Here is an 11,524-nt window from a genome sequence, read left to right as displayed (position 1 = left end):
GGACGTCTCACGTCTCGCTCTGGATCTCTTCCGGGCGATGCTGCCTATGGTGAACGGCATGAGACATATCGCATGGGCCCGTGACCTAGCAGGTGAGCTCCTCGCGCGTTCGTTGCCGCGCCGCTGGGAGCACTCGCAAGGAGTGGGGATGCGCGGTGAGATGATCGCGCCGATCCTCGGCAAGGACGCCGAGCTGCTCGCTATGTCCGCATGGCTCCACGACATCGGCTATGCGCCGGATCTGGTCGACACGGGATTCCATCCGATCGACGGCGCCCGGTACCTACGGGACACGCACGGGGCCGATGAACTGCTCTGCGCGCTGGTGGCCCATCACACTTGTGCCGCCATTGAAGCCAAGGATCGGGGTCTGCTCAGCATTCTGGAAGACGAATTCCCGCCGCAGCGGCCCGACCTGGTCGAGGCACTGACTTTCTGCGACGTGACTACCAGCCCCGACGGTGTCCCAGTGGACGTGGAGGACCGGATTGCCGAGATCCGTAACCGCTATGGTGAGGGTCATTTGGTGAGTGCCTTCATCCAAAAGGCGACGCCATGCATCCTGTCCTCAGTCCAGGCGGTGGAAAAGCGGTTGTCCTCAGCCGATGTACGGCTGCTCTAGATGATCTAGAAAATGGCGGATCCTGAGTCTCATGGCCCGGTCCATCTGGAGCGACAGCACCGACTCGCGAGGCACCCATCGGACTTCACGTGACTCACTGCTCGGTGTCGGCTCCCCATCGGTGGCGCGTGCGGTGAGCACGATGGAGAATTCCTGGCGGGCTTCGCCATTGCTGGTGTAGAGGATCACATGCTTGGGATCGGTGTAGATGCCGACCAGCCCTGTGATCTCGCACGAGATCCCAGTCTCTTCCAACGTCTCGCGTACCGCGGCCTCCGGCACCGACTCCCCAAGGTCGATCGCACCGCCTGGTAGCGCCCAATTGTCGTTATCGGTTCGGTGGATCATCAGCACCTCGCCGACATCGTTAACGACCACGGCATTCACCGACGGGACCATGCTGTTGGGCAGGGGTGCGTTCGGGTCGTTGTGGAAGTCGATCCGCGTGGCCATGATCAGTACTCTACCGGTGTCGCCCCCGCCCACACCTTCTCGAAGCTTTCCAGGTAGGTCGTCACCATGTCGCCTCCAGTTACTTTCCGAAGGTGGAGTACAGGAGCATTCGCCGCGAGTTGCCCGTACACGTGGGTGTTGACGAGCAGTTGATCGTCTGCCCGGTAGATCGAGTTGTAGAGCACAGTGCTATGCATCCGGAGTTCGGCGACATCGCGGAGCGGCTTGTAGAGGGCCAAAGCATTCTTGATCTTCGTTGAGATGGCGTCGTCACCAATCCCCTCGTCTGCGCTTCGCCGTACTACTTCAGCAGATTGGGGGTCGCCGAGCAGCATACGTAAGCGGACGCCGGCAGTCGCCTTCTCCCGGAGCAGCCGGATCATGCCAGCATCCTCGGCGAGAAACATGCCAACGTAGACGAGGATGCCGATCTCCTCGGACGCGGCGCTGAATAGACGTCCCCATGCGTCCCTGGGCATTGCCCAGCGGTGTGGATAGAGGGTGATGATCTCGCTCTCGGACGCCGAAGCCACCTGTTCACGGGTCAGGGCCTCCGGCCACAGGTAACTCTCGTGAGCTTCCCCTCCTAGCGTGGAGACCGAACCGGGAGAGGTTTGGTCGTGGCAGGTACCACGAGGCGCCGCTTTGATCCGGAGTTTCGGGCTGGAGCGGTGCGCATTGTCAAGGAGACCGGCAAACCCGTCTCGCACGTCGCGCGGGACCTTGGTATCAACGAGTACACGCTGCACAACTGACCGGAAAATGATCCACCTCAGCCAGCGCGCGGCAGCGAACCCCGCCGGTGATCGCCGGTTCGGGGTTTGCCACAGCGGTATGGGTCAGGCGGCCGAGGTCAGGGTGACGGTCAGACCGAGTGCTTCGAGCTGCCGGACGTAAGTGCGGATCCTCTTGTCCTTGTTCACGCGGTCGGCGTGGTACCCGGCTCCTAGGTCGAAGTACTTGGCCGTGGGGTCGGCGAGCAGGTGCCAGATGATGACCAGGATCGACCGGGCGACGGCGACCAGAGCCTTGAGCTTGCCGCGGCGTTTGACGATGCGCCGGTAGCGTTCGCCGAGAAAGCTATCGGTCCGGGCAGCCACGGCCGCGGCTTGGCCGAGGACTCCTTGAGGTAGGGGTTGCCCTTGCCGGTCCGGCCGCCAGTGGGGCTCTTGGCGCCGGACTGGATCGTTCGCGGGCATAGTTTCGCCCAGGACACCAGATGGCCGGCGGTGGGGAACCGGTTCATGTCCAGTCCCACCTCCGCCAGGATGACTTGAGCGACCGCCGGGCTGATGCCGGGAATCTCATCGAGCCGTTCCACGGCCGACAGCATCGGCTGACTGGCCGTGGTGATCTCGGGATGGTGACTGGGGCTCGTGGAAGAATTCCCGTCCCGGCCGCTGTCGCCCGAGGCGCGATGTGGCTGCGCGGCAGGCAGATCGTCTAGAAGCTGCTCGATTCGGGCGGTGAGCTTGCCGATCTGCGCATCCAGACCGTCGATCTGGGCCAGTAGCAGCGCCGCGATCTCGGCGTGGTGGTCGTCGAACTGGCCGGTGAGCGCTTCGACCAGTGCTGGGATCTTGGCGCGCATCCTGCCGCGGGCGAGCTCGGCCAGCACCCGTGGATTGCGTTCTCCTGCGATGAGCGCTTCGATCATGTCCCGGATGGAGGCTGTGGTCAGTGTGCTGGCCACCGCCGACACCTTGATCAGGGAGTCTTCCAGTAGCTTTTCCAGCCGTAGCCAGTACCGGGTCCGCTCGGCGGTCAGGTCGCTGCGCATCCGCGTGTAGTCACGCAGCGTCCGAATCTCCTTGGGGGGTACGAACGAGGGCCGAACCAGGCCTTTCTCGGTGAGCTTGGCCAACCAGACCGCGTCCAGTTTGTCGGTTTTCGACCGGCCTGGCAGGTGCTTGACGTCACGGGCGTTGACCAGTTGCACGTTCAGTCCCCGGGCCTCCAGCACGTAGTACCAGATCCGCCAGTAGTCGCCCGTCGATTCGACGGTGACCTTCTCCACGCCCAACTCGATCAGCCGGTCGCTGAGTTCGGTGACCGCGTTCATGGTGGCTTCCACGTCCCACACCTTGGTCACCCGGCGTCCGGACGTGGACGGGTGCGGTATCCGCGTGCACACCTTGCCGAACGCCTTGGCCACATCGATCGCCGCGACTCGTTCGATGAGATGTTCATGCTCCTCATCCGGGACTTCCACGGGTTCTCTCATCGCCATGGGGTGATCGCTCCTTGTCGGCCGGGGGTGGTGGCGGGCTGCTCGGGGGCCTCGGTCGGGAGCCGAACATTCTGACCGGCGTGCTCGAAGCAAACAGTGCGTGACCCATCAAGGTCGGGGCCCCAGCGCCAGACTGAGTGACGGGATCGATGTGTCCCACGTTATGACCGGCGTCGGCGAGCAGCCCGCTCAAATTTTCACGCCTGTGTGGCGTCCGTGGAAGGGTCAGGATGACTGGGTGCAGATGGACCGGCACGCCAACGGGCAGGCCGGCAGTAACGGCGGCGGAGGCGGGACGCTGAAGGAGTCCGAAAGCGAGGAGCTGGCGCGGCTGCGGCGGGAGAAGGCTGAGCTGGTCAAGGAGCACGCCCGCGAGAAGGCGGCGTGGGAGAAGGAACGCGCTGAGCTGGAAGACGAGCGTGATGTCCTCAAGCGCTCAGTGGTCTTGTGGGTGAAAGAGGCGATGGGCCGGTGAGCGTGGCGGCCTTCATCTGCTCTCAGAAGACCGACCATGACATCGACCACGCCACCAGTTGCCGGGCGTTGGGGGTGTCGCAGTCGTGGTTCTACAAGTGGAAAAAGCGCATCAGCCAGACCGCCCCGACAGCGCGTGAGCAGCGGCGGGCACGTCTGGATGAGGAGATCAAGCGCCTGTTTGCGGCATCGGGCGGCACCTACGGCTCGCCCCGGATCACGCAGGACCTGCACGCCGAGGGCTGGAAGGTGTCGGAGAACACGGTCGCAGCCCGGATGGTCGTGCTCGGGCTGGCCGGCCGCCCGCCCAAGAAGCGCCGGTCGCTGACCCGGCAGGGCAAACGGCGAGCGGCGCCGGACCTGGTCGGCCGCACATTCACCGCGGTTGCGCCGGACGTGCTGTGGGTCGGCGACGGCACCATGATCGATACCGATGAAGGGCCGCTGTATCTGGCCACCGTTGAGGACCTGTTCTCTCGCCGGCTGCTCGGCTACGCCATGTCCGAGCACCACGACGCGGCGCTGACCGTCGCTTCACTCCAGATGGCGATGGCCACCAGGGGCGGGGATGTGGACGGGGTGATTTTTCACTCGGACCGCGGGTCGGAGTACACCGCCACCCGCTACCAGGCCGAATGCCGCAAGCACGGCATCGTGCAGTCGATGGGCCGGGTGGGATGCGCTCTCGACAACGCCGCGGCCGAGGCGTTCAACAGCACGCTCAAGGTCGAGTACGTGCACCGGCAGCGCTTCCGGACTCGGGCCGAGGCCCGCGTGAAGATCGCAACCTGGATCACCGACTTCTACAACACAAGGAGGAGGCACAGCGCCAACGACGGACTGTCGCCCATCACCTTCGAGCATCAGATGACCGAGAAGAGGCAAACCTCAACGGCCCTGCTGAGGGCCGCTGTGGCATAGGACCGTCTCCACGTTTTCAGGGGATTGACACTCGTCCATCCCCAGGTGCGTAGCTACTGCGTATCGGTGCTTTCGGTACGGTGCGCGGCCTTTGGTGATCCACCGTTCGACCGTCTTGGGGTCCACTTCGATGGCGGTCGCCAGATCGGCGATGCTCACCCCGAGTTCCAGAAGTGCCGCGCGTAACCGCTCGTTCGCCATCTCACCTGCCACGTTCGAGGACGTCCAGGGACCTGGCAATCGTAGACGGGACGTCTTGAACATGTCCCGTCGTGTAGTGATCTCGTCCTGCCCTTTCGCCGCAATCTCGGTGTCACAACGCAGCACCGACCGCGACGAAAGGAGATGTGATCATGACAAACACCACGATCAACCCGCCCGAGGAGTCCCCCGGCTGCGACTGCGGCGCGCTCCTGGAGCAGGGGCAGATCCGGTGCCGTAAGTGCCTGGCTCGTGACCGGTGGACCCGCCGTCAGACGGCCCGGCGCAGAGAGAACAAGCGGCGCGCCGCGACCCGGCGTCCCCCGCGCGGCTCGATCGGCTTCGCGCAGGCTGGGGTGATCTGGTCGTGAGCACCCTGCCCCTGATCCTGGCGCTGCTGCTGTCGGGCGGCGTGGGCGCCGGTTACGTGACGGTTCTGTTCGGCATCCGGCGTGAGGACAAGGCGATGAGCCTGGGTGCTCCGCCGGATGGGCGGGCGGCGTCGCTGGCCCGCCGGGTGACCGGCTGCCACACCCGTGGCGGCTCTACTTCGGGGATCTCCTGGACTCAGACAGCATCGACTCGACCCGTGCGAGACGTTCCGACAAGTCCCGTACGGCGGTGCGTAGCTCGATGACCTCGCTCGCCAAGTCCGTGGCCGGCCTTTCCACGGGCCGCTCGTCCTCCCGGACGAAGACGCCCTTGCCCTGCTGGCCGATGACCAGGCCCTCGTTCCGCAGGATCCCAACCGCCATCTTCACGATGCTCAGCGAGGCCTCGTACTGCTCGGCGAGCTGGGCGGTCGACGGCAGCGGCGAGCCGGGCGCGAGAGCCCCGCCGCGGATCTGTTCGCGCAGATCGTCGGCGATCTGGAGGTAACCCGGTCGTCCCGTCTTCTTGACCATCACTCCTATCTCAGCACAGGAGACCGACCAAGCCAACCGAGAGAACATTGACAACCAAGCCAACTAGGTTAACTATGTTGACCTACGAGTCCTAAGGAGGTCACCACCATGCGCGCCATCCCGATCCCGGTCGACACGGCCAAGCTCACCTTCACCTGCGTCAAGGACCCACGGCCGCGCCTGCTCAACCAGCACACCGGCGAGGTCAAGACCGACAAGAACGGCCAGACCGTCTACGAGGTCATCACCTCTGTCGAAGACGACTTCGGCCGCATCGAACTCGTCAAGATCGGCATCTCCGGAGAACCTCCGGTCACGCGCGGTCAGCAGATCAACCCCGTCGGGCTGATCGGTTACCTCTGGGAACAGACCCGCGACGGCGAGGTGAAGTGGGGCATCGCCTACCGCGCCTCGGCGCTGCTCCCGGCCGAGGAGGGCGCCAATGCCTGACACGCTCGCCCAGACGCTCGGAGTCCTGGCCGCCCTGGTGGCCGGGCTCTGGGCCTGGCGACGCTTCCACTACCGCTCGTTCTGGCTGCTCATCGGCTTCCCGGTGGTGGCTTTGACGGTCCGGGCGACGTGGCGGAAGGTGGCTCTCGGCTGCGGGCTGACCAAGAAGCGGCAACGCTGGTGGTTCACCACTGTCCCTGGTGCGATCGCCTCAACCGGCATCGTCAAGGTACGACGGCGCTTCCAGCGAGTCGCGGTCGACACCAAGCCCTGGATGTGGCTGCCTCGCCCGACCCGGCACGGCTGGCGCGTCACCCTGTGGACGCTTGAGGGGCAGATTCCCACCGACTATGCCCAGGCCGCCGAACGGCTCGCGCACTCCTGGGGCGTCCACGCGGTCCGCGTCTCCTCGCCCCGTCCAGGCCGGGTGGTTCTGGCCGCGACCATGCGTGATCCGCTGGTGCGGGTCGATCACATCCCGCCCTCAGGCGAACTACTCAAAGTCTCGGTGGGGCGGCTGGAGACCGGCGGCCTGTGGTCGATCGACTTCCGTACCGTCCCGCACTGGATCAATGCGGGCGCGACCCAGTCCGGTAAGTCGAACCTCGCGAACGCGCTGATCGTCGGGCTCGCCCCGCAACCGGTCGCGCTGGTCGGCTTCGACCTCAAGGGCGGCGTGGAGTTCACTCCCTATGCCCCTCGCCTGTCAGCCCTGGCCACCAGCCGCGCCGAGAGCGTGGGCCTGCTGGATGACCTGGTCGCGCTGATGATCGACCGGATGGGGTTGTGCCGGACGGCCGGAGCGCGGAACATCTGGCAACTGCCCCCGGCGGTGCGGCCGGTGCCCGTCGTGGTCCTGGTCGACGAGCTGGCCGAGCTGTACCTGATGGCCGACAAGTCCAAGAAAGACGAGGTCGCCCGCACCTCCACAGCGCTGCTGCGGGTCGGCCAGCTCGGGCGGGCCTTCGGGATCTATCTGTTCCTGTCCGGTCAGCGGATCGGCTCCGACCTCGGCCCCGGCGTAACCGCGCTGCGCGCGCAGTGCTCGGGCCGAATCTGCCACCGCGTCAACGACCCGGAGACGGCCACCATGACGCTCGGCGACCTCGACCCGGCCGCCCTCGTCTCCGCGCGGGCGATCCCCGCCGAGACACCGGGCGTCGCGATCGTCGCTTCCCAGGACGGCCAGTGGTACCGCGCCCGCTCCTTCTACGTCTCCGAGCACACCGCCGAGTACGCGGCCCGTACCTGGTCCCATCTGACGCCGGAGTGGTCCGAGGTCATCCGGCCCGGCCACTCCACCGGCCTTGATGAGGCCGACCTGTCCCAACTCCTGTCCGCCTGAACCGACCAGAAAGGGGGTAACGATGCGACGCCTCGCCTCATGGCTGCTCGACTCCGGGCCGGTCCTGGTCCTGGCCGCTATCGCGGGTGCCGGATCGTTCACCCACATCCGCGACACGGCCACCGATCACGGGCAAACCGGCTGGATGTCCTGGGCTGTGGCCGTCTGCCTCGACCTCACCTGTGTCATGGCGGCTCGGGAGCGCCAGCGGGACAAGAAGACCGGCCGGGTACGGCAGGGCTGGGCGTCCTGGCCGACGCTCGTCCTGGTCGCCGGGATCGTCCTGTCCCTGGCCGCCAACCTCCACCAAGCCGAACCGACCATGTGGGGCTGGCTCACCGCCGCAACTCCGGCCGGGGCGTTCCTCATCGCCGTCTCGATGCTGGAGCGTCGCGCTTCCGGACCTCGTCCTGAACCGTCCTCGGCCACCGTCCCGGCGTCGTCCTCGACTGTCGCGGGCTCGTCCTCGTTGCCGGCCTCTTCGTCCTCGACCGTCCCCGGCTCGTCCTCGAAGTCCGGCGACCCGTCCGCCGTACCGGTGTCCGTCCCTGCCGACGAGGACGTCGCTCCAGAACCGTCCCCGGCGCTCGTCGACTACGCCCGGCGGGTGGCCGACGAACACCACTCCAAGCACGGCAGGCCGATCACCCGCGACCTACTGCGCGCCCGCCTGGGCGTGTCCAACCAACTCGCATCCGACCTGCTCCGCACCCTGCGGACCGCATCTGAACCCGCCTGACGAAAGGAGAACTGATCATGCGAATCCGCCTCGACGGTACCCGCGCCGAGATCGCCGACGCCCTGTTCCGGCTGCGCCAGACGTTCACCGTCTCCGGCGTCTCCCGGGCCTACCTCGACCGGACCCGGCCGCATCACTGGCGGGTTTTCGTCACCACCACGCCCCGCGAGAGGAGGTGATCCGCGTGAACGACACCGAGCAGGCTCCGCCTCCGGAGACCACGGAGATCACGCCTCTGCGGTGGCAGTGCTGCCATTGCGGCGGGGGCGGCCTCGACTCCTACGGCGACACCTGCCGCCACTGTGACGGGCTCGGCTTCTGCTGAACCGTCAGCGCCCCCGGCCTGGCCGTACATCCGCCAAGACATGCGCCAGGTCGGGGGCCATCCCTCCACCCGCAACGAGTGAAAGGAGGTCTCCATCTTGCCCGCATCTCTCACCAATGCGCACGCGATCCGCGGGGCTATCGCCCGGCTCGATGACCCGAACTACTCCCGGTGGGAAGCCCAGATCCGCCGCGCGGGCGGCTGTCGACAGCCGATCCACCTACGCGGCCGAGTCGAGCACTGGGACCAGGCCACCGGCGAACTCCTCCACCGCTACAGCACCCGCACCGAACCCGACGGCGTCCTTCGCGTCCCATGCAAGACCCGCCGCGCCTCCCGCTGCCCGTCCTGCGCCGAGACCTACCGGGCCGACACCTACCACCTGATCCGCGCGGGCCTAGTCGGCGGCAAGGGAGTCCCCGAGACGGTGACCGGTCACCCGTGCCTGTTCGTCACACTCACCGCGCCGTCCTTCGGCGTCGTCCACACCCGCCGCGAGAAGAACGGCAAGATCCAGCCCTGCCACGCACGCCGCGACGCCACACGATGCCCACACGGGCGCATCCTGACCTGCACCACCCGGCACGGCGCCGACGAGGAATGCCTCGGCGAACCGCTCTGCCCCGACTGCTACGACTACACGGGCTCAGTGCTGTTCAACGCCACAGCCCCGCTGCTGTGGAAACGCTTCGCTGAGGCACTTCGCCGGCACCTGGCCAAGAGCGGCGGCCTCACCCTCGCCGAAATGCGCGCCCAACTCGTCGTCTCCTTCGCCAAGGTCGCCGAATACCAGCGACGCGGCGTCGTCCACTTCCACGCCGTGATCCGACTCGACGGCCCAGACGGCCCCACCTCAACACCCCCGGCCTGGGCAACCCTCGCCCTGCTGGCTCAAGCCGTCCAGCACGCCGCGTCGGTCGTCACCGCGACAATCCCGGCCGTAAACGGGGAACCGGCGCGAGTCCTGCGCTGGGGCCGCCAGATCGACACCCGGCCCATCACCCTCGAAGGCGAACTGACCGAACAGGCCGTCGCTGGCTACATCGCCAAGTACGCCACCAAGGCCGCCGAATGCGTCGGCACCCTCGACCGCCGGGTCTTCCCGACCGAAGACCTGTCGGCGCTGCCCGTACGCGAGCACGCCCGGCAGCTCATCGCCGAATGCCTCCGCCTCGGTGCCCTCGACGACCTGGCCGACCTCCGGCTGACCCAGTGGGCGCACATGCTCGGCTTCCGCGGCCACTTCTCCACAAGGTCACGCCACTACTCCACCACCCTCGGCGACATCCGGGCCGACCGCGCCGAACACGCCATCACCGACGACGTCACCACCGGCCGCCTGCCCCTCTTCGACGAAGACACCGTCCTCATCGTCGCCGAGTGGCACTACATCGGACGCGGCTTCACCCCTGGCGACGCTCTCGTAGCCGCCTCTCTGACAGGGACGGCCATACCTCCCGCTCCTGCGGACTTCGGGGGCGGCGCCCGATGACTCCGCTCCTCCTCACGGTGCCAGAAGCTGCTGAGGCCCTGGCGATCTCGCGGAGCAAGCTCTACCAGCTCATCGCCTCTGGGGCGGTCGACTCCATCCGGATCGACGGTTCACGACGCATTCCCGTCGCCTCACTTCACGACTTCATCAGCCGCCTGGCATCAAAGGCGGTCCCAGCATGACCAAGAAGACCACGCCCAAGCTCCGCGACGGCGTCATGAAGCGCGGAACCACCTGGTCGTACGTGATCCGTGTCAAGGACCCGGAGACCGGCGAGAGCAAACCTAAATGGGTGAGCGGCTTCGCCACTGAAGACGATGCCAAGGCCGCCCGTGACGAGGCGCGGGTCAAGGCACGGCGCGGCGAATACATCGACCGGAACGCGATCACAGTCGCGGAATACCTCGCCGAGTGGATCGAGGGCCACGCCGTGGAGATCAAGCCGAAGACGCTTGCTGGATACCGTGTAATGATCCGCCTCTACATCGAGCCGAACATCGGCAGGGTACGGCTTCAGGCTGTACGCCCGGCCACCCTTACGAAGCTCTACCGGGATCTGCTGACGGCCGGCCGCAGGAACGGCAAGGGCCTCGCCCCGAACACGGTCAAGAACGTGCACACCGTGCTCCGCAAGGCGCTCAGTGACGCTGTTCTCGTTGACGAGATCCTGCCCAGCAACCCCGCCGAACGCGCCAAGCTTCCGCGTGCCCAGGTCACTGAGCCAGGCACCGTGTGGGCTCCGGCACAGCTCCGCGGCTTCCTCACCGCTGCGAGGAGTCATCGGCTGTTCGCGTTCTTCCACCTCGCCGCCTACACGGGTGCCCGTCGTGGCGAGCTGTGCAACCTGCGGTGGGCAGATGTCGACCTGGACACGCCACAGATCCGCGTGACGGGCTCCTCGGCCGTGGTCGAGGGCGAGAGGATCGAGGGCACTACCAAGGGCGGGCGGTCCCGCGTCGTCAGCCTGGACGCCGAGACCGTCGAGGTCCTCCGCGAGCATCGGAGGCGCCAGAGAGCTGACCGGCTCCGCCTCGGAGAGTCGTGGAAGGGCGCGGACGACTACGTGTTCACCACCGGATGGGGAGAGCCGATCTATCCCGACACGGTCAGCTCTCTGATGCCCACCCTGATCAAGGCGTACAACGACACGGAGCCCAGCAAGCCGCTCCCCCGCGCCCGGCTACACGACCTTCGGCACATCCACGCGACAACACTCCTGCTCGCAGGCGTCCCGGTCCATGTGGTGGCGGCCCGGCTCGGCCACTCTGACCCAGCGATCACGCTCCGCGTGTACGCCCATGTGATCCATGAGCAGATGGCCAGCGCGGCGGACATCTTCGCGTCCTCGATCAGCCGGACATCCTAGG

The 11,524-nt window shown here is 66.6% G+C and carries 17 protein-coding genes; 13 read left to right on the top strand and 4 right to left on the bottom strand.

The annotated features are described in order from the left end of the window. Positions 1–148 precede the first annotated feature (148 nt). Complete coding sequence (locus tag ACQP1V_RS06270) at positions 149–622, top strand: HD domain-containing protein (RefSeq protein WP_433419751.1); 474 nt, start codon at positions 149–151, stop codon at positions 620–622. Here ACQP1V_RS06270 and ACQP1V_RS06265 read toward each other — a convergent pair. Together ACQP1V_RS06265 and ACQP1V_RS06260 are read right to left on the bottom strand one after the other, a co-directional pair. Then, a complete protein-coding gene (locus ACQP1V_RS06265) occupies positions 599–1,075 on the bottom strand; it encodes an NUDIX hydrolase (RefSeq protein ID WP_433419748.1) in 477 nt (158 codons plus the stop codon). The genes ACQP1V_RS06270 and ACQP1V_RS06265 overlap by 24 nt on opposite strands. Positions 1,076–1,077: 2 nt before the next feature. Beyond that, positions 1,078–1,785 carry an XRE family transcriptional regulator gene (locus ACQP1V_RS06260; RefSeq protein WP_433419746.1) on the bottom strand — a complete coding sequence of 236 codons (708 nt, stop codon included), beginning with the start codon at positions 1,783–1,785 and terminating at the stop codon, positions 1,078–1,080. On the opposite strand from ACQP1V_RS06260, the gene ACQP1V_RS06255 reads away from it, so the two are divergent. Then, positions 1,747–1,830 (top strand): hypothetical protein, encoded by an 84-nt coding sequence (locus ACQP1V_RS06255; RefSeq protein WP_433425767.1) that lies wholly within the window; start codon positions 1,747–1,749, stop codon positions 1,828–1,830. The two genes, ACQP1V_RS06260 and ACQP1V_RS06255, sit on opposite strands and share 39 nt — an antisense overlap. A 191-nt stretch (positions 1,831–2,021) precedes the next feature. On the opposite strand, the gene ACQP1V_RS06250 is transcribed toward ACQP1V_RS06255, so the two are convergent. Then, the gene (locus tag ACQP1V_RS06250; RefSeq protein ID WP_433413100.1) at positions 2,022–3,287 is read right to left on the bottom strand and encodes an IS110 family transposase; all 1,266 of its coding nucleotides are present in this window, start codon (positions 3,285–3,287) and stop codon (positions 2,022–2,024) included. A 181-nt stretch (positions 3,288–3,468) separates the two neighbouring features. On the opposite strand from ACQP1V_RS06250, the gene ACQP1V_RS06245 reads away from it, so the two are divergent. The 3 genes from ACQP1V_RS06245 (at position 3,469) to ACQP1V_RS06235 (ending at position 5,272) form a co-directional block, all read left to right on the top strand. Continuing rightward, entirely contained in the window at positions 3,469–3,780 is a 312-nt protein-coding gene (locus ACQP1V_RS06245; protein WP_433419743.1) for a hypothetical protein, read from the top strand. Continuing rightward, positions 3,777–4,700: an IS3 family transposase gene (locus ACQP1V_RS06240; RefSeq protein ID WP_433419741.1), complete on the top strand. Its 924-nt coding sequence runs from the start codon at positions 3,777–3,779 to the stop codon at positions 4,698–4,700. The genes ACQP1V_RS06245 and ACQP1V_RS06240 overlap by 4 nt, the downstream gene beginning before the upstream one ends. A gap of 353 nt (positions 4,701–5,053) precedes the next feature. Further along, positions 5,054–5,272 (top strand): hypothetical protein, encoded by a 219-nt coding sequence (locus ACQP1V_RS06235; RefSeq protein ID WP_433419738.1) that lies wholly within the window; start codon positions 5,054–5,056, stop codon positions 5,270–5,272. Positions 5,273–5,446: 174 nt separating this feature from the next. Here the strand turns inward: ACQP1V_RS06235 and ACQP1V_RS06230 are convergent, their stop codons facing one another. Then, on the bottom strand, positions 5,447–5,806 hold the full coding sequence (locus tag ACQP1V_RS06230) for a GntR family transcriptional regulator (RefSeq protein WP_433419735.1): 360 nt from the start codon (positions 5,804–5,806) through the stop codon (positions 5,447–5,449). A gap of 108 nt (positions 5,807–5,914) precedes the next feature. Between ACQP1V_RS06230 and ACQP1V_RS06225 the strand changes: the two genes are divergently transcribed. The 8 genes from ACQP1V_RS06225 to ACQP1V_RS06190 all read left to right on the top strand — a co-directional run bounded on the left by ACQP1V_RS06225 (position 5,915) and on the right by ACQP1V_RS06190 (position 11,523). Next, complete coding sequence (locus tag ACQP1V_RS06225; RefSeq protein ID WP_433419732.1) at positions 5,915–6,256, top strand: hypothetical protein; 342 nt, start codon at positions 5,915–5,917, stop codon at positions 6,254–6,256. Next, positions 6,249–7,601 (top strand): FtsK/SpoIIIE domain-containing protein, encoded by a 1,353-nt coding sequence (locus ACQP1V_RS06220; RefSeq protein WP_433419730.1) that lies wholly within the window; start codon positions 6,249–6,251, stop codon positions 7,599–7,601. Before ACQP1V_RS06225 ends, ACQP1V_RS06220 begins: the two co-directional genes overlap by 8 nt. Positions 7,602–7,623: 22 nt before the next feature. Further along, entirely contained in the window at positions 7,624–8,340 is a 717-nt protein-coding gene (locus ACQP1V_RS06215) for a DUF2637 domain-containing protein (protein WP_433419727.1), read from the top strand. Between the two features lie 17 nt (positions 8,341–8,357). After that, positions 8,358–8,519: a DUF3970 family protein gene (locus ACQP1V_RS06210; protein WP_157545489.1), complete on the top strand. Its 162-nt coding sequence runs from the start codon at positions 8,358–8,360 to the stop codon at positions 8,517–8,519. Between the two features lie 5 nt (positions 8,520–8,524). After that, a complete protein-coding gene (locus tag ACQP1V_RS06205; RefSeq protein ID WP_433222945.1) occupies positions 8,525–8,665 on the top strand; it encodes a hypothetical protein in 141 nt (46 codons plus the stop codon). A 97-nt stretch (positions 8,666–8,762) separates the two neighbouring features. After that, positions 8,763–10,157, top strand: coding sequence for a replication initiator (locus tag ACQP1V_RS06200; protein WP_433419725.1), 1,395 nt, complete (start codon positions 8,763–8,765; stop codon positions 10,155–10,157). Further along, complete coding sequence (locus ACQP1V_RS06195) at positions 10,154–10,339, top strand: helix-turn-helix domain-containing protein (RefSeq protein WP_433419722.1); 186 nt, start codon at positions 10,154–10,156, stop codon at positions 10,337–10,339. Before ACQP1V_RS06200 ends, ACQP1V_RS06195 begins: the two co-directional genes overlap by 4 nt. Beyond that, entirely contained in the window at positions 10,336–11,523 is a 1,188-nt protein-coding gene (locus ACQP1V_RS06190) for a tyrosine-type recombinase/integrase (protein WP_433419720.1), read from the top strand. Before ACQP1V_RS06195 ends, ACQP1V_RS06190 begins: the two co-directional genes overlap by 4 nt. Position 11,524 lies beyond the last annotated feature (1 nt).

Source organism: Microtetraspora malaysiensis (assembly GCF_050947145.1).
Taxonomy (GTDB): domain Bacteria; phylum Actinomycetota; class Actinomycetes; order Streptosporangiales; family Streptosporangiaceae; genus Microtetraspora_A; species Microtetraspora_A malaysiensis.
The sequence above is the reverse complement of the archived record's forward strand: the minus strand, read 5'-3'. Positions and strand labels throughout refer to the sequence as shown.

Coding starts and splice junctions, on each gene's coding strand:
- ACQP1V_RS06235 (WP_433419738.1), top strand. CDS start 5,054: ATGACAAACACCACGATCAACCCGCCCGAGGAGTCCCCCGGCTGCGAC.
- ACQP1V_RS06225 (WP_433419732.1), top strand. CDS start 5,915: ATGCGCGCCATCCCGATCCCGGTCGACACGGCCAAGCTCACCTTCACC.
- ACQP1V_RS06190 (WP_433419720.1), top strand. CDS start 10,336: ATGACCAAGAAGACCACGCCCAAGCTCCGCGACGGCGTCATGAAGCGC.
- ACQP1V_RS06230 (WP_433419735.1), bottom strand. CDS start 5,806: ATGGTCAAGAAGACGGGACGACCGGGTTACCTCCAGATCGCCGACGAT.
- ACQP1V_RS06215 (WP_433419727.1), top strand. CDS start 7,624: ATGCGACGCCTCGCCTCATGGCTGCTCGACTCCGGGCCGGTCCTGGTC.
- ACQP1V_RS06270 (WP_433419751.1), top strand. CDS start 149: ATGCGCGGTGAGATGATCGCGCCGATCCTCGGCAAGGACGCCGAGCTG.
- ACQP1V_RS06265 (WP_433419748.1), bottom strand. CDS start 1,075: ATGGCCACGCGGATCGACTTCCACAACGACCCGAACGCACCCCTGCCC.
- ACQP1V_RS06195 (WP_433419722.1), top strand. CDS start 10,154: ATGACTCCGCTCCTCCTCACGGTGCCAGAAGCTGCTGAGGCCCTGGCG.
- ACQP1V_RS06210 (WP_157545489.1), top strand. CDS start 8,358: ATGCGAATCCGCCTCGACGGTACCCGCGCCGAGATCGCCGACGCCCTG.
- ACQP1V_RS06245 (WP_433419743.1), top strand. CDS start 3,469: ATGACCGGCGTCGGCGAGCAGCCCGCTCAAATTTTCACGCCTGTGTGG.
- ACQP1V_RS06220 (WP_433419730.1), top strand. CDS start 6,249: ATGCCTGACACGCTCGCCCAGACGCTCGGAGTCCTGGCCGCCCTGGTG.